The organism is Candidatus Vicinibacter proximus (assembly GCA_016713905.1).
GTDB classification, from domain to species: domain Bacteria; phylum Bacteroidota; class Bacteroidia; order Chitinophagales; family Saprospiraceae; genus Vicinibacter; species Vicinibacter proximus.
The window spans coordinates 157,214-173,252 of sequence record JADJOE010000001.1 but is presented as its reverse complement, the minus strand read 5'-3'; the positions used below and the strand labels follow the sequence as shown (position 1 = coordinate 173,252).

15 protein-coding genes are annotated in these 16,039 nt (G+C 34.5%); 5 read left to right on the top strand and 10 right to left on the bottom strand.

Annotated features, from left to right (window positions below; genetic code table 11):
* The first annotated feature begins 22 nt into the window (after positions 1-22).
* Together metG and IPJ83_00675 are read left to right on the top strand one after the other, a co-directional pair.
* A complete protein-coding gene (metG, locus tag IPJ83_00680) occupies positions 23-2,170 on the top strand; it encodes a methionine--tRNA ligase (protein ID MBK7879063.1) in 2,148 nt (715 codons plus the stop codon).
* Positions 2,171-2,185: 15 nt separating this feature from the next.
* Complete coding sequence (locus tag IPJ83_00675) at positions 2,186-2,848, top strand: hypothetical protein (GenBank protein MBK7879062.1); 663 nt, start codon at positions 2,186-2,188, stop codon at positions 2,846-2,848.
* Between the two features lies 1 nt (position 2,849).
* Here IPJ83_00675 and IPJ83_00670 read toward each other — a convergent pair whose 3' ends face one another.
* Genes IPJ83_00670 through IPJ83_00660 form a run of 3 tightly spaced genes read right to left on the bottom strand, consistent with a single transcriptional unit; the run spans position 2,850 to position 4,969 of the window.
* Positions 2,850-3,542 carry a TIGR04283 family arsenosugar biosynthesis glycosyltransferase gene (locus tag IPJ83_00670; GenBank protein ID MBK7879061.1) on the bottom strand — a complete coding sequence of 231 codons (693 nt, stop codon included), beginning with the start codon at positions 3,540-3,542 and terminating at the stop codon, positions 2,850-2,852.
* A 27-nt stretch (positions 3,543-3,569) separates the two neighbouring features.
* Positions 3,570-4,631 carry an arsenosugar biosynthesis radical SAM protein ArsS gene (gene arsS, locus IPJ83_00665; protein MBK7879060.1) on the bottom strand — a complete coding sequence of 354 codons (1,062 nt, stop codon included), beginning with the start codon at positions 4,629-4,631 and terminating at the stop codon, positions 3,570-3,572.
* 5 nt (positions 4,632-4,636) lie between these two features.
* Positions 4,637-4,969: a carboxymuconolactone decarboxylase family protein gene (locus IPJ83_00660; GenBank protein MBK7879059.1), complete on the bottom strand. Its 333-nt coding sequence runs from the start codon at positions 4,967-4,969 to the stop codon at positions 4,637-4,639.
* A 652-nt stretch (positions 4,970-5,621) separates the two neighbouring features.
* Here IPJ83_00660 and IPJ83_00655 point away from each other — a divergent pair.
* Positions 5,622-6,344 carry a DUF547 domain-containing protein gene (locus IPJ83_00655; protein MBK7879058.1) on the top strand — a complete coding sequence of 241 codons (723 nt, stop codon included), beginning with the start codon at positions 5,622-5,624 and terminating at the stop codon, positions 6,342-6,344.
* A 97-nt stretch (positions 6,345-6,441) separates the two neighbouring features.
* On the opposite strand, the gene IPJ83_00650 is transcribed toward IPJ83_00655, so the two are convergent.
* Positions 6,442-7,566 carry an acyloxyacyl hydrolase gene (locus IPJ83_00650; protein ID MBK7879057.1) on the bottom strand — a complete coding sequence of 375 codons (1,125 nt, stop codon included), beginning with the start codon at positions 7,564-7,566 and terminating at the stop codon, positions 6,442-6,444.
* Positions 7,563-9,050 carry a histidine ammonia-lyase gene (locus IPJ83_00645; GenBank protein ID MBK7879056.1) on the bottom strand — a complete coding sequence of 496 codons (1,488 nt, stop codon included), beginning with the start codon at positions 9,048-9,050 and terminating at the stop codon, positions 7,563-7,565. The genes IPJ83_00650 and IPJ83_00645 overlap by 4 nt, the downstream gene beginning before the upstream one ends.
* A 121-nt stretch (positions 9,051-9,171) precedes the next feature.
* On the opposite strand from IPJ83_00645, the gene recA reads away from it, so the two are divergent.
* On the top strand, positions 9,172-10,215 hold the full coding sequence (gene recA / locus IPJ83_00640; protein MBK7879055.1) for a recombinase RecA: 1,044 nt from the start codon (positions 9,172-9,174) through the stop codon (positions 10,213-10,215).
* A gap of 195 nt (positions 10,216-10,410) precedes the next feature.
* Here the strand turns inward: recA and IPJ83_00635 are convergent, their stop codons facing one another.
* Genes IPJ83_00635 through IPJ83_00615 form a run of 5 tightly spaced genes read right to left on the bottom strand, consistent with a single transcriptional unit; the run spans position 10,411 to position 15,449 of the window.
* Positions 10,411-11,037, bottom strand: coding sequence for a hypothetical protein (locus IPJ83_00635; protein MBK7879054.1), 627 nt, complete (start codon positions 11,035-11,037; stop codon positions 10,411-10,413).
* 14 nt (positions 11,038-11,051) lie between these two features.
* Entirely contained in the window at positions 11,052-12,458 is a 1,407-nt protein-coding gene (gene gldE, locus IPJ83_00630) for a gliding motility-associated protein GldE (GenBank protein MBK7879053.1), read from the bottom strand.
* 29 nt (positions 12,459-12,487) lie between these two features.
* The gene (gene ssb / locus IPJ83_00625; GenBank protein MBK7879052.1) at positions 12,488-12,931 is read right to left on the bottom strand and encodes a single-stranded DNA-binding protein; all 444 of its coding nucleotides are present in this window, start codon (positions 12,929-12,931) and stop codon (positions 12,488-12,490) included.
* A gap of 8 nt (positions 12,932-12,939) precedes the next feature.
* On the bottom strand, positions 12,940-14,013 hold the full coding sequence (gene mutY / locus IPJ83_00620) for an A/G-specific adenine glycosylase (GenBank protein MBK7879051.1): 1,074 nt from the start codon (positions 14,011-14,013) through the stop codon (positions 12,940-12,942).
* Positions 14,014-14,042: 29 nt separating this feature from the next.
* Positions 14,043-15,449: a M28 family peptidase gene (locus IPJ83_00615; GenBank protein MBK7879050.1), complete on the bottom strand. Its 1,407-nt coding sequence runs from the start codon at positions 15,447-15,449 to the stop codon at positions 14,043-14,045.
* 80 nt (positions 15,450-15,529) lie between these two features.
* On the opposite strand from IPJ83_00615, the gene IPJ83_00610 reads away from it, so the two are divergent.
* Entirely contained in the window at positions 15,530-15,670 is a 141-nt protein-coding gene (locus tag IPJ83_00610) for a hypothetical protein (protein MBK7879049.1), read from the top strand.
* The last annotated feature ends 369 nt before the right edge of the window (positions 15,671-16,039 follow it).

Here is a 16,039-nt window from a genome sequence, read left to right as displayed (position 1 = left end):
ATTTTTGAAAAATGGCCCGAAAATGTTAGTCTATAAAAGGCACCTCGTTACAGCTGCACTGCCCTATGCTAACGGTCCATTACACATTGGTCATTTATCTGGAGCTTATTTATCTTCGGATGTTTTTGTGCGCTTCATGAGGCTGATGGATAAAGATGTTGTTTTTATTTGTGGCTCGGACGAACATGGAGCTGCAATTACCATGAGGGCTCTTAAGGAACAAAAATCCCCCAAAGAGATAATTGACAAATACCATCAATTATTTATAAAGACTTTCCAAGGAATTGGTATTTCGTTTGATCATTATGCAAGAACTTCAGATTTGTTGCATCATGAGACATCTCAGGATTTTTTCCGAAACTTATATAGTGCAGGAGAATTTGATGAAATAGAGACTGAGCAATATTATGATACGATTCATAATCAATTTTTAGCAGACAGGTATATTGTTGGAACATGTCCAAAATGTGGCAATGAGTCTGCTTATGGCGACCAATGTGAAAATTGTGGCACTTCATTAAGTCCAACAGAATTAATTTCTCCAAAATCAGTTTTAAGTGGGGAAGATCCAATACTTAAAAAAACAAAGCATTGGTACTTACCTCTTGAGAAGTATGAATCTTGGTTGAAAGATTATATTGAGGAAGGGTTGATTGATGGAGCGGAACATCATGATCCTGAAACTTGGAAAAAGCATGTAATTGGTCAATGTAAGTCATGGTTAGACAATGGGCTTCAATCCAGAGCTATGACAAGAGATTTGGATTGGGGTGTTGATGTTCCACAAGAAATTCCAGGTAGCGCCGGAAAGAAGTTATATGTTTGGATGGATGCTCCAATTGGTTACATTTCAGCCACAAAAGAATGGGCTAAAGAATTTAATAAAGATTGGAAGCTTTATTGGCAAGATTCGGAAACAGAATTAATCCATTTTATAGGAAAGGATAATATTGTGTTTCATTGTATCATATTTCCAGCTTTACTAAAAGTCCATGGCGGGTATGTGCTACCATCAAATGTTCCGGCCAATCAATTCATGAATCTTGAGGGAAAGAAAATATCGACCTCTAGAAACTGGGCAATATGGGTACATGAATTTCTTGAAGAAATGCCCGGCCATGAGGATGCACTCAGGTATTATCTCATAAAGAATATGCCTGAGCAAAAGGACAGTGAGTTCACTTGGAAGGGTTTTCAGGAGGCTTATAACAACGAATTGGTTAATAATCTTTCCAATTTTGTACACAGAGTTTTGGTTTTGACCCAAAAGTATTATAATGGTATCGTGCCGGATTTTGACCCAGACTGTTTTATTAATGGTGTAATCACTGATGAGTTGGGTGGCTATCATGATTCTGAATGTCTTTATTTGTTTGATCAAATTCAAGAGCTGAATCAATTTCTCAGGCAATATGATTTCAGGGGAGCATTAAAAACTCTGATGGAGATTTCAACTGCAGGTAATCAGCTGCTTCAAAACAACGAACCTTGGAAATCCTTTAAAGAAGAACCAGAGTTGGTAGAAGTAGTGATGAATTTAACCTTACAGTATGTTTGTGCGATAAGTATAGCCATGCAACCATTCTTACCCTTTGCATCAGACAAATTAAGAAAATTATTAAATCTACCAGTTGTCAAAGGTCAGGGAGAATTAGTCAATATGTTAGATGAGTTGGCAGAAGGGCAATTAATTTTACCTATTGGACACCAATTGGAAAAGCCTGATTATTTATTTTCCAAGATAGATGACGAAACCATTGAAAAGCAAATTTTAAAATTGGAGAAAACAGCATTGGAAGGAAATAATGAAAATACCGCAAATAATATTTATTTGCCACAGAAGGAGGAAATAACATATGATGAGTTCATGAAAATGGACATCAGGACTGCAAGAATTTTGGAGGCCGAGAGAGTTCCCAAAGCGGACAAATTGCTAAAACTTATTTTAGATCTTGGATATGAAAAAAGGGTTGTAGTGAGTGGTATTGCAGAACATTTTAATCCAGCAGACATTATAGGAAAAGAAGTTCTTCTTCTCGCCAATCTGGCTCCTCGAACCATAAGAGGTGTTGAATCAAGAGGTATGATATTGATGGCCGATTCTGAAAATGGCAAACTTTCTTTCGTATCACCTCAGGCAGCATGGCCGGTTGGCAATTCTGTTAAATAACAGAAGCTAGTAATTTTGAAAATTCCATTTTATCTAAGGATACTAAGCTACTTCCAAGATGTGCTAATCAAAGAAACAAGATCCGAAATAAACCCTGAATTAAAAGTATACCTCTCTTTAGGACGACTAAAATTAATAACTGGCAATGCGATTTATTCGTACGAAGATAAATACATAAATTTCGTTGAAGCATTTAACTTTATTAACATTAAGAATAAATCAGTTAAAGGAGCTTTAGTTTTAGGTCTGGGATTGGGCAGTATTCCTTATATTTTAGAGAAAAAATTCAAGTTGCAGTCTACTTTTACTTGTGTGGAATTAGATTCAGCGGTTATCGATCTTTTTGAGGAGTTTGTTTTAGAAAAACTTAATAGCCAATTCAATATTAAAAATGACGATGGGTACAATTATTTGTTAAACTCAAATGAAAAATTTGATTTAATTTGTATGGACATTTTTAATGACGCCAAAATTCCAGAGAAATTTTCAACATTAGATTTTCTTAAATTATTAGATTCAAATTTGTCAATAATTGGAATAATAATATATAATCGACTTGCAGAAAATCAAAAAGATATTGAATTGAATGAGCAATTTGATTTGTTATTCTTAAAAATATTTCCCTCCAGAAAATTACTTAAGCTTAGCACCAATTGGATGTTTATAGCCGAGAGATGAATCAATATGGATTCAGCATGGAAGAGTAAGTATTTTTAATCTTTAACGGGTCAGCACCTGATTGAAAAAGTGCGAAAGCCTTACGATTTGCTAAAAGAACTTTTAAATAACTGTTAGTGTTGTATTTTCTGGTGGAAACAGTGGTGTATTTTTTGAAAACATGTAATTTTTCAATCTCCATAGATCTTCTAATAAATTCATATTCTTCCATGATGACAAATGTCTCATCAAATCCATTGAGCGCATTAAAGTGATCTTTGCACACAAACATGGTTTGATCTCCTCCACGGCACCAAAGCCAATTAAATCTGGTAAAAAATGAATTAACTTTTAACAAAACTGGACCGCCTTCAAATTTTTGACGAAACATTCCAAATTTTTTCCCGTTTGTAAAAACTTTAATGATATCTTGGGTAAATCCAGAAGGAGGAATTACGTCAGCATGCACAAAGTATAGAATTTTTCCAATTGCATATTTAGCCCCAAAGTTCATTTGGATGGCTCGGCAGGCAACATCGGTCTTCAAAACTGTAACGTTATATTGTTGTGCAATGCTAATTGTATGATCCGAGCTCCCACCATCAACAATAATTATTTCGGTATGGACATAAATTGTTTGTTCTCTAAGAAAACTTAATAGATTTCCAAGATATTTTTCTTCATTAAGTGTAGGAATAATGATACTAAATAGCATTAACTATTCAACTGAATTCCTTACAAATTAAGTAGTTGCACCTCCACAACTGGAGCCTGATCCTGCTGTGCATCCAAAACAATGCTGATTGATTACAATGTCTCTTTTGGAGAGAAGAGCCGTATTAAAATCCTTAAGATGTTTACAATTACTTGAAACTTGTAATTCCAACATTTGATTAAAGTCGCAGTCGTAAAGATATCCATCCCACCCAACGCTAATTGTATTTCTGCACATTACATTTGAAGCTGCCACTGGATTATATGCTGAAATTAATTTTTCCATATAATTGTCATAATTTCCGCTTTCCAAAAGATACTCAAGGAATCTACTGATTGGAAGATTTGTAATCGTATATAATTCATTAAAATCAATGTTGTGTGTTGATTTTAGTTTCTTTTTATACTCTGATTCAAGTGTGGATTGTTCAGGTGGAAGAAAAGCGCCACTTGGATTATATACTAAATTTAGTATCAATCCGGACCCTTGAATCCCATAACCCACTTCATTTAACATGTGCAATGCTTGGATAGATTTTTCAAAGACGCCATCTCCTCTTTGTGCATCAGTCCTGATTGCATTGAAATAGGGTAAAGAAGAAACTACCTCAATGTTGTTTGATTTAAAAAAATTGGGGAGATCAAAGTATTTCTTATTGGATACAATAATTGTCAGATTGGAACGGACGATTATTTTTTTTACATTTAATTTATTTATTTCTTCTACAAACCACCTAAAATTTGGATTCATTTCCGGAGCCCCACCAGTTAGGTCTATGGTTAACTCTTTTGAGTTTTCAATAGCTTCTAAACATAATTCCATAGTTTCTTTGGTCATGATTTCTTTCCGGTCTGGTCCGGCATCAACATGGCAGTGTTTGCATACTTGATTGCACATTTTACCCACATTAATCTGAAATATTTCCAGTTGTGTGGGTTTTAAAGGTAGAAGTCCGCTTTCACTTAGTTTGCTTGAAAATGTTATATTGTTAAATTCATTATTTGGAATATGTGAGATAACCTCAAGTTGGTGGAAGACATCTGCAAGATCGCTTTTACGAGCTTTTAATGATTTAGTTTGAGCCTCCATAATTATTACATAGATATTTCTTTAACCTTGTTCATCATTTGAACACTATGTACAAGAGAAGCTCCTCCACGAATAGCTGCTGCTACATGTACTGCCTCCATAACCTGAGCTTCATCACATCCTTTTTCAAGAGTATCTACGCTATAAGCATCAATACAATATGGACATTGAATTGCATGAGCAACTGCAAGGGCAATCAAACTTTTCTCTCTTGCAGTTAATGCACCTTCTTTAAATACTTCACCATAATAATCAAAGAACAATTTAGCTAGTTTAGGTTCAAATTCTCCTATCTGACCAAATTTTTTTAAATCTTCGGAATTGTAATAAGTTTTCATTTTAAATGTATTATCATTAAAAATATATCTTTATAGCAAAGATATTATCTTAATTGAATTTTACAATTATTTTAACATTCTATGTTTTTGTTAAAATCTATACGGTAAGGAGTCAAATGGAATTTTTAAGTACATTTCACTTAAATGATTTTTTTAACAATTTATATTATTTGATTGATATTTTTTATATTCTTTGGTTGGTAAAATTTATAGAATATTCGATTTTGCTACCCATCCAAAAAATTGTAGGTTGTGTTTAAATTTTACTGAATAATTTTCGATTAAGAAGGAAATGGGATTATTATACAATTATTCAAATATTTTGGAAAATTTCAAATGTTTAATGAGTTATTATATTGTAAAAGCATAAATGATTAGGTTCACATAAAATATAATGGAATTTTGGTAAACGATTCATTTTCAATATAATTATCCCTAGCATATTGACATTAAATAGCAAAGCAGATACTTGTTAGATGAAATGGCAATTCATCTTTTAATTAGATAAATGAACAAAAATTTATTTTATATTTTTATATTGTGACTGTATTAAATTATTTATCAATTGGCAAATAGCACTTTTTCTTGAAATTGTCCATGTAGCGTAAATTATATCGGGTGTGCTTTGCCTTAAATAAAATATTGGTAGAAGATGATAAAGTTTATATTGATTGGTGTGTTATGTATAACCCAAGTTGATATTCATGGTCAATCAGAGCATCAGGTTTGGACGAATCTTCTGAAAAGGCATGTGACAGAATCTGGGATAGTTAATTATAATGGTTTTAAAAGAGATAGTGGAATGCTAAATTCTTATCTAAGTTATTTATCTGAAAATGGCCCAAAATCCTCTTGGACACCAAATCGTACTCTGGCTTATTGGATCAATGCTTATAATGCCTTTACGATTAAGTTAGTAACTCAGTATTATCCCATAAAGAGTATCAAGGAAATAGGCGGAAAAATTCCATTTGTAAATTCTAGTTGGGATATAAAATTCATAAAAGTAAATGATGAGATACTAGATTTGAATAATATCGAGCATAGCAAAATTAGAAAACAATTTAGTGATCCCCGTATTCATATGGCGCTTGTATGTGCTTCTAAGTCTTGTCCGATATTAATGAATGAAGCATTTAAGGAGGATCACTTGGAGGAACAATTGGATATCCAGTCCAGAAGATTTCTATCTGACCTTAAGAGAAATGCAGTTAGTAAAAATAAGTTGGAGATTTCTATGATATTCAAATGGTATAAATCCGATTTTAAGAAAGTCGGAGGTGTTAAATCCTTCCTAAAGAAATATTCCCCAGTTTCATTTTCAGAAGATGCAAAAATTTCTTATCTTGAATATGACTGGAACTTAAATGATTAAACTTTAAGATCAATTGATAATTTGAGCGCATAATGAAAAGTGTAATGTCTCAATAGTTTTCATTAAAAATAGAGAATTTATTTTTAAAACTAAATTTTTAGTGATAAGTTTTTTGCCATCGAACCCCAGCAATAAGTGCAATGTACTCTGCAACACCATAATGAGTTTTTAAAGCTACCCCACTCGTTAAATAGAAAGGCGATGACTTAGGGAGCTTAATTTGATACTGAAATATAAGTTTGTTAAAAACAGGATATCCGGCAAGTAGGCCGCTATTCAAAACTTGATATCCCATTCTTACTTCAATAGAAGCAGGTCCTACCAACCATTCATGTGATCCGTATATTTGAAGCCTAAGTCCTTCTAACCAGGCTGAACTTATATTTGGTTTAATTTCAGTATGTGAAGCAAAGTAGGAAGACAGCTTGTGATGTTCATATTCAATGCCTATTCGAACGGATTTAAAAGTTCTGTATTCATAACCAATATCTAATCCTAACATTTGAATTGGGTATTTTGGACCACCTGGAATTTTAGCTTCTTTAATCGCGCCACCGGAAAGAATTGAGAAGGACCATTTTGTATGATGTAAGGAATCTACCAGATCATTTTTTTTCATTCTAAACGGTAGGGAATTTATCCCTGCGCCTATGCTAAAAAAGTTCAACCCAAGATTAGGATATTTGTAGGCGCCATTAGAAATGTGATGTAATGCCAGGACTGAATATAAGCCGTAAGCTTTATTTTGATTTATATTCCACCTAAATTGAAATGTTGTGATATTATTCCAATATGATCCAATGGCATTTTGAAATGGATTAATCTTAATGTCGTAAGGTTTATTAACATAAGCCAAGCCACATCCTATTAAAAAACTAAAGCTTGAATTTCTATTTTGTTTAATTGTAAAATCAAAAAAGGGATATATGCCAAATGCCCGGCCCAAAAGTTCATTTGGTTGACCAAGATATAAATATTTTAATTGTAAGCCATATCTTGGAAAGTGATAAATTTTTTCCCAAAGTTTTCTGCCTGTAGTTTGGTAATAAATACTACCGTCTATAAAATATCCAAAACCTTTTGGTTTGAAGGCGAATCTGCTATTGTGTGCAACTAATTTTGAAGTTTGGAAACCAATTTGGTATCCAAATGGACGATTTTTCTGACCGATACAACAAGATAAACAAAGGAAATAAAATGAAACATATAGTACTGATTTCATTTTATTAAATTTCTTAAAAATTCTATAGTAGGTAAATAGTCATCAGAGGGGATGTGATCATCTTTTTTATAGGGAATTATTTTGTTGTATTCACTTACTAAATGTGAAAGAATGGGGCCAAGCTGCCAGTTATATCGGAAATTCCAAGCTCGTGTAGCGGTCATCCATTCCATCGCAAGAACTTGTCTAATGTTAGAAATTATTTTTAGACACTTTATTCCTGCATTTGCTGCCATGCTGACATGATCCTCTTGACCTTTACTGGTAACAATTGAATCTACAGCAGAAGGGGTAGCATATTGTTTATTAATACTTACTAGCGCAGCTGCTGAATATTGTACTATCATATATCCTGAATTAAGACCAGGGTTCTCTGTAAGAAACTCAGGTAATCCCCGGTTGCCATCAATTAGTTTGTACAATCTTCTCTCTGAAATACTACCAATTTCCGCCAATGCTATGGAAAGAAAATCTGCACATAATGCAAGTGGCTGGGCATGAAAATTTCCGCCTGATTTTATTGTTGCGTCCGAAAGTAAAACCGGATTGTCTGTTACCGCATTTATTTCTTTTTCGGCAATGCTACATACATAATTCACTGCATCTAATGTTGCGCCATGGACCTGGGGAATACATCTAAAACTATATGGGTCTTGTACCATTAGTTTACTTCTTTTATCTAAAAATGTATCCCTTAATATATTTAATATATTATTAGCGGTTTGAATTTGTCCTGTTTGTTTTCTCATCTGATGAATTTCAGGATGAAGAAAATCCAAAGTTACATCATATGCCTCCATGGAAAGAGAAGCTATATAGTTAGCTTGAGTAATAAGTTCAAGACTTTGATTGCAAGCATCTACCAAGAGAGATAGGGAATATTGAGTTCCGTTCAATAAAGCCAAACCTTCTTTTGCCTTTAAACCAGGTATTTTGATATCTGAACTCTGTAAAAAATCTTTGGTTGAAATGATCAAATCATTTTTCCAAACGAATCCCTCACCAATTAAAGGAAGACTTAAATGGGCCAAAGGTGCAAGGTCACCAGAGGCACCAAGTGAACCCATCTCAGGAATTACAGGAATAATGTCCTCATTGTATAATTTTATTAAGAATTTTAAAGTTTCTGTTCTGATGCAAGAATTTCCTTTGGATAGGGAAATAATTTTTAACAAGAGCACTAACCTCGAACTATCTTTTGAAATATGATTTCCGGTTCCGCAAGCGTGAGATCTTACAAGATTATATTGAAGTTGATCAAGTTCAAATTCTGGAATAATGGTATTACACAAAGAGCCAAAGCCAGTATTTATTCCATAAATTGATTCCCCCCCATTGCTTATCAACTTTTCTAATGTCGATCGGCAGTTACCTACTGTTTGCCAGAGTGGATTAGCTAGATCTATTGATTGCTTATTTTTCCAAATTCTGATAATGTCCTCCAGGCATAAATCTCCGTCCTCTATAATAACATTTGCATTCATAGCGCAAAAATACAGCTACAGATACTTTTTATTGAAAATAAACGAATCATACTTAAATTAATCTTTTTTAAGGGAAAATGCATTTTCATATTACTTTTGCACTTATTAAAATAACTAATATATGTCAAAAGAACGCGAAGAAAAATTAAAAGCCCTACAATTAACAGTAGATAGATTAGAAAAAACATACGGGAAAGGTTCCATCATGAAATTGGGGGATAAACCGGTTCTTGATGAAGTGGACAGCATTTCAACTGGTTCAATAAGTCTGGATATGTGTCTTGGTGTAGGTGGATTTCCAAGGGGGAGGGTAATTGAAATTTATGGCCCGGAAAGTTCAGGTAAAACTACCCTTGCTATTCATGCCATTGCGGAATGTCAAAAAAAAGGTGGAATTGCAGCTTTTATTGATGCTGAACATGCCTTTGACAGGAGTTATGCGGAAGCTTTGGGAGTGAATACAGAAGATTTGTTGATATCACAGCCAGATAATGGTGAACAGGCATTAGAAATTGCTGAAAATCTGATTAGGTCCGGAGCAATAGATATAATTGTGATAGATTCTGTTGCTGCCCTTGTGCCCAGAAGTGAAATTGAAGGGGAAATGGGGGATTCAAAAATGGGATTGCAAGCCCGGTTAATGTCTCAGGCCTTGAGGAAACTTACAGGCACAATTGGAAAAACCGGATGCTGTTGCATTTTTATCAATCAATTGAGAGAGAAAATTGGGGTTATGTTTGGTAATCCTGAAACCACTACCGGTGGAAACGCCCTAAAATTTTATGCCTCCATGCGTTTGGACATTCGCAGAAGTGGGAATGCAATTAAAGATAAGGAAGGCACCGTCACAGGAAATAGAGTAAAGGTTAAAGTGGTAAAAAATAAGCTGGCCCCACCCTTTAGAGTTGCGGAATTTGATATTGAATACGGAGTAGGTATAAGCAAAGCAGGGGAAATTGTAGATCTTGGTGCAGATCTGAATGTATTGACAAAGAGCGGGAGCTGGTATGCTTATGAGAATACGAAAGTTGCCCAGGGTAGAGATGCAGCAAAGCAATTTATGCTTGACAATCCAGAACTTGCCAAAGAAATTGAAGAAAAGATTCGTCAAAAGTTAGCCAGTGGGAAAATGGTTAAAGTTGAGGTAGGTTCAGTTGAAGAATAGCAAATAAAAAAAATGATGAAAAATTAATTTTATATCTAAAAGCGTATTATTTTTGTCAGAGGGAGCGATCGTAAGTTTTTTGTTCCTTAATTCATAAGAACTCTTGAATTTATTAGATGCTCTAAGGTTTTTAATCTAAAAGTATCTATTTCTTATCCTATTTATATATCTGATAGCGGGATTGTAATGATCTCGCTATTTTTTTTGCTCCTTTTTTACTGTCCATTCAAAGGTGTTGATCAAATGGGATAGGTCGATGCGAACGAAATTTAAAATAGGGGCTAATGAGTCTGGATTAGTTCGGCTGTTAAAATACAAGGAACCTCTCAAAAAATGTTGAGCAGAATCGGTTAAGTAGAATTGAAATGGGGATGCACTAGGACCTTCTATAGAATAAATCATCCCAAAGATCTTATTGGGTTTAAGTATGGGAAATTCATCAATAAAATCTGCTTTGACATGATGTTCCCGGACTAATTTGTACGCATCTTTTACGTGTTTTTCTAGTTCTTTTGGGTTTTGGATGGGGAAATAAGAACAATAAAGGCTGCCATTGAATTCCGGAAAGACCAAATTAAACCAACAATCATTCTCAATTTTATCATTAAAAAAAGTACTGTCTTTTTCTAATTTGCTATACAAGGGGGCCTCAAAGCTAAAAGGGCATGTACCACTGTTTAATCTCGTATATGATTTTTCAGGAAAGACTATTTTTGGGTATGTTCTTGGTTTTGGGTTGTACACAGAATTTTTGCAAGACCCAAGAAAAAATAGCAATAGTCCAAAATAAAATGCAGTAATGATTCGAATTTTAAAATCCATGTTGGGGTAAAATCTCAAAGTATAGTAATTTGTATTTTCTCGATTCTTTTCTTTGTAACTGAGATAACTTTAAATTTATATTGTAATATTATAATTTCTTGTTCTTTTTTTGGCATTTCACTTGTTTGTTCCAGCACAAGGCCTGCAATTGAATCAGCGGAACCTCTAATCTCGTCCAATTGAAAAATGTCTAATCCGATTACCCGACACATATCATTTATAAGCGTTTTACCATCAAAAATATAATTGTTTGCATCCAGTCTGGTAAAGTTTAATTCATGTTGATCATCGAATTCATCTTTGATTTCACCTACAATTTCCTCCATGATATCTTCCAAAGTTACAATACCTGAGGTGCCACCATATTCATCTACAACGATGGCCATGTGTAACTTCTTTAGCTGAAAATCATTTAATAATTCATGAATTTTTCTGGACTCAGGAACATATAATAAATTTGTTCTGACAAGAGTCTGCCATTCAAAATCACTGGGTTTGTGTAGGTGCCCTATTAAGTCCTTAGCATATAAAATACCACTCATTTTATCAATATCATCCACATAAACAGGATATCTAGAATAACCATTTTCTTTGACAATTTTAATTACCTGATCAAAAGATTCAGACAAATCTATGCCATAGACATCTGTTCTGGAAGTCATTACTTGTTTGGTAGATACATCATTAAACTTAATGATCCCTTTAAGCATATAAGCCTGGTTTCCACTTTCCAACTCCTCACTGACTGCCAGGTCAATTGCAGCATCAAGGTCTTCTTTTGACCCTGAAGTACTCCCCATTCTTCTTTCCAGAATTTTTCTTTCCACTTTGCTACTCATTGCAACCAATAAGAAAGTGAATGGAGTCATGAGTATTCCTAAAAACCTTAAAGGAATGGCAACTAATTTCGAAAATTTGTAACTATTTAATTGCCCATAAATCTTTGGTGTTATCTCACCAAAAAGGAGAATAATAAATGTTGCACCAATAACGGCAACCAGAAAATTGAGAAATTTAGCAAGTTGATCAGGTCCAAAGGTAGTTAAACCAAAAACTTCCGATAGCCAAAATGAAAACCTTTCATAACTCGAACTTGGAATAAATTTATCCAAAACGGATTCCAACAAAAGTGCAATGCCAATATTGCAAATGGTATTACAAACCAGTAATAAAGCGAGTAATTTTTTCGTGTGCGTTCTTAGATAAAGGAGGACTTTAGACGATTCGTCTTCATCATCTTTCAAGAGCTCAATGTCAGTTGGCGAAAGGGACATTATGGCAACTTCGGAGCCACTAAATAGACCAGATAAAGCAATAAGAATAGCTAAAATAACTAGGTTACTCAAGTCATGAAGCCCAACTACCCCAAGAAAAATATATCCTAAAGAGGGCAAATTAGTTAGAGAAACCGGAACTTCCAAAAAATGTATTTAAGTTAAGATATGATAAATCAAAATGGCAAATCGTCCTCTGACACACTTGGATTAAAGTCATCACCGCCTTGCGATTCTTCTTTTTTTGTATCCAAATTAGCATTACCTGGGCTATTTGTCCCTTGAGTTGCGGAATGCTCTCTTTTCTCAAGTATTCTTAAAAGATCCACAGTGACTTCAGCTGAATAATGGTCTTTACCGTCACGGTCCTGCCATTTTCGGTGTGTAAGCTTTCCTTCCACATAGACCAACATGCCTTTACGCAAAACTTTTGCTCGTTCGGCAAGACCTCGCCACATAACTAAATCATGCCACTCCGTACTTTTTTGCCAATTTCCATTGCGGTCTTTATAATTTTCATTAGTAGCTAATGTAAAGTTGGCTCTAGGAACACCACTTTCAGTTGTTCTGATCTCCGGGTCTTTTCCCAGGTTTCCAATAAGGGTAACTTTATTGAGCATGCTTTTAACTATTTAATATTTTGGTCTAAAAATAACCTAATTATCTTGGGTACCGCAAAATTCTTTAAGTTTTTGTGATCTACCAATTTATAGTCCTTAATATTTTTTTGATTTAATTTAATGGTTAGACAAATTTTATGAAAAGAAACGAAAAGAAGTTGGTGCGTCAGACGATGTTCCATGAATACTGGATGAACGGTTTTAAAATCAACCAAATTTTGGCTTATGGTCTCCTTTAAGAAGACAGAAATGTCTGATTTTTTTAATTTGTTAGCTTTTGAAAATTCCAGTAGTGGGAACTCATATAATGAATGCCAAATATCCTTAGCCTTACGTTGCCTAATGAGGGTGTTGCCAACATTATCGTTTAAAACCAAATAATGAAAATACCTTTTTTTAAGTGGTTTAGCCTCTTTTTTAAGAGGTAACTCAGAAATAATATCTTGTTTGAATGCGACACATGAAAATCTAAAAGGACAATTTAAGCAGAGTGGTTTTTTGGGCGTGCAGACTGTTGCTCCAAAATTCATCAGGGCTTGATTATATGGACCAGGTCGATTAGAATCAAGCAATTCGTCAGCAAGTTTTTGAAAATACTTTTTTCCCTGGGATTCAAAAGGGTTTACTTCAATACCGAGTACCCTTGCCAGAACTCGTATAACATTGCCATCCAGTACCGCTTTTGGGATACTGTAAGCAAATGAAGAGATGGCAGCAGCCGTATAGTCACCAACCCCTTTCAGTGCACGAATTTCCTCATATGATTTTGGAAAAACGCCATTTTTTTCAAAATGAAGAAATTCGGCAGATTTATGAAGATTGCGTGCCCTGCTATAGTAACCTAAGCCTTCCCAAATTTTTAATAGATTTTCTAATGGGGCAGTCGCCAAAGTAGAAAGATCAGGAAATTCACTGATTAATCTGTGATAATAAGGAACAGCTTGTTCCACCTTAGTTTGTTGTAGAATTATTTCAGACAGCCAGATCCTGTAGGGGTCTTTTTCTTCTGTCCAAGGCATAAACCTTGGATTATTGGAAGACCAATCTAATAGGGTCTGCCTAAAATTTATTGGTTTAATCACGAAGAGAATTGCGTTTTGCGAAAAATCATTTACGGAATTCTATCCAGAAGATAAACCAAGCTTGTTAAAGCTGCAGATCCAAGGGCAAGTTCCCGAGGATGTACGGCTTGAATTCTATCGTTTTCAGTATGGTGAAAGTCAAAATATCTTTGTGAATCAGGCGTAAGTCCAAACAGAATACCCTTCTGATCTTTCAATGGGCCAATGTCTGCACCGGAACCCCCTTTAGCGAATTCTATTCCATAAGGCGAAAGTAGATCGTTCCAATTTCTGAAGTAGTGCGTATAATTCTTAAGAATACTTGTATCGCCATCATAGCTGAAACCCAACGGGGTAAACCCTCCGGCATCGCTTTCAATGGCTGCAAAGTGAAATTCACCATTGTTCTTAGAAACTTTAGCATATGTTGTGCCGCCGGCAAGTCCATTTTCCTCATTCATAAACAAAACACATCTGAGCGTTCTCCTTGGTTTGTAATTTAAATTTTTAAGTATGTGAAAGACTTCCATCGAATGTACGCATCCGGCTCCATCATCATGAGCTCCACCGCCCACATCCCAAGAATCCAAATGACCTCCAACCAAAATGATTTCATTTGGCTTTTCAGATCCTTTAATTTCGCCAATAACAGAATAGGAGGTTTTTGGTCCTCTGTCTTCACAGGATGTTTTTACATATAATTGAACCTCAGTTTGTTGTGTTAGTTTTGATAAAAACTCTGCATCATTTGTACTGATTGCCACTGCAGGAATAGGCTTTACTCCTGCTTCCCAAATAGTTACACCCGTATGTGGAAAATCATCCAGACGACCAGTCATAGACCTTATTACACAAGCTTTTGCACCTAGTTTAGCAACTGTATTCGGTCCAAAAACACGTTGATCAACTGCTCCTCCATATGCACCAAAAGTCCTAAATTGGGTAGGATCAAACGGTCTTGAAAAATAGGCAATTTTACCCTTTAATTTAGACCCCATGTTTTTTGCTTCCTCCAAACTCTTAATTTCTACAAGTTCTCCTGAAATACCTAATTCAGAACTTGACCCAGATCCACCTAATGCTAGAGCCTTCAGGCTTTCGGTTCCAATCAGGCTGTTGTTGATTATTTTAACCTCTTCTGGTGCACCCCGAAACCAATAATTAACTGTGCATTGCTGATTCCATACCGTATCAGTACCTAAGGTGTCAAGCACCTGATGTGTAAACTCAATGGCTGCAAGACTTTGGGGTGAACCTGCAATTCTACCCCCGATTTTCTCTGATAGATGGCCTAACCATTTATAGGATAATTGATTAGTCAAAGCAAGATCATAAATCTTTTTGATGTTAAAAACTTGTTCTTCATTTGACTGTGCAATTGTGTTTTCCGAAAATATCAAAACCAGAATGAACAAAGCTCCTGTTTTTAAAAAGCTAATTTTTGGCCTAACAATCATAATTTTAAAAGAGAGGGTTTAATAAATTTATTGGAGATCACTACGGTTACAATAAATTGCAAAGCTAAATATATTTTCTGATGGACGTTCCTTTGACCAATAATACCTTGCAGGGAAATGGCTTTAGTTCAACACTTTTTGGTTTTAAAGAAATGCAAAGGTATATTGGTGTTAGGGATATATACCGAATGTTAATTTTGATCCGGGATAAATTTATGTGAAAGGTTGATATTGTATTCGATTTCTCAAATTAATGTTTAATAATGTGTTTGAATGAACAATATGATCATTGGTCGGAATAGACACCTTTGGATTTTCTTATTTTTACTAGTTTCCAGAATAAGGTTTAATTTTAAGCTATCTCAGAAATGTGATTCATACAATCTTGATTTTGGTGAGTTAAATATTAGATTTGGATTGCAAATTTTATTTGTAATGTATAGATAAGTTTTAGAATGATAAAATGATAGTATATGCAATTTTTAGCCTAAAGAGAAATTACGCATAATTATCAAGATATTTCTCGGAAGTTGATTTTCTTATACAATGGCTGTAGGACCATTTAAATATCCTATTACAACTAAGATTAA

Coding starts and splice junctions, on each gene's coding strand:
- metG (MBK7879063.1), top strand. CDS start 23: ATGTTAGTCTATAAAAGGCACCTCGTTACAGCTGCACTGCCCTATGCT.
- IPJ83_00670 (MBK7879061.1), bottom strand. CDS start 3,542: ATGCTATTTAGTATCATTATTCCTACACTTAATGAAGAAAAATATCTT.
- arsS (MBK7879060.1), bottom strand. CDS start 4,631: ATGGAGGCTCAAACTAAATCATTAAAAGCTCGTAAAAGCGATCTTGCA.
- IPJ83_00660 (MBK7879059.1), bottom strand. CDS start 4,969: ATGAAAACTTATTACAATTCCGAAGATTTAAAAAAATTTGGTCAGATA.
- IPJ83_00655 (MBK7879058.1), top strand. CDS start 5,622: ATGATAAAGTTTATATTGATTGGTGTGTTATGTATAACCCAAGTTGAT.
- IPJ83_00650 (MBK7879057.1), bottom strand. CDS start 7,566: ATGAAATCAGTACTATATGTTTCATTTTATTTCCTTTGTTTATCTTGT.
- IPJ83_00645 (MBK7879056.1), bottom strand. CDS start 9,050: ATGAATGCAAATGTTATTATAGAGGACGGAGATTTATGCCTGGAGGAC.
- recA (MBK7879055.1), top strand. CDS start 9,172: ATGTCAAAAGAACGCGAAGAAAAATTAAAAGCCCTACAATTAACAGTA.
- IPJ83_00635 (MBK7879054.1), bottom strand. CDS start 11,037: ATGGATTTTAAAATTCGAATCATTACTGCATTTTATTTTGGACTATTG.
- ssb (MBK7879052.1), bottom strand. CDS start 12,931: ATGCTCAATAAAGTTACCCTTATTGGAAACCTGGGAAAAGACCCGGAG.
- IPJ83_00615 (MBK7879050.1), bottom strand. CDS start 15,449: ATGATTGTTAGGCCAAAAATTAGCTTTTTAAAAACAGGAGCTTTGTTC.
- IPJ83_00610 (MBK7879049.1), top strand. CDS start 15,530: ATGGACGTTCCTTTGACCAATAATACCTTGCAGGGAAATGGCTTTAGT.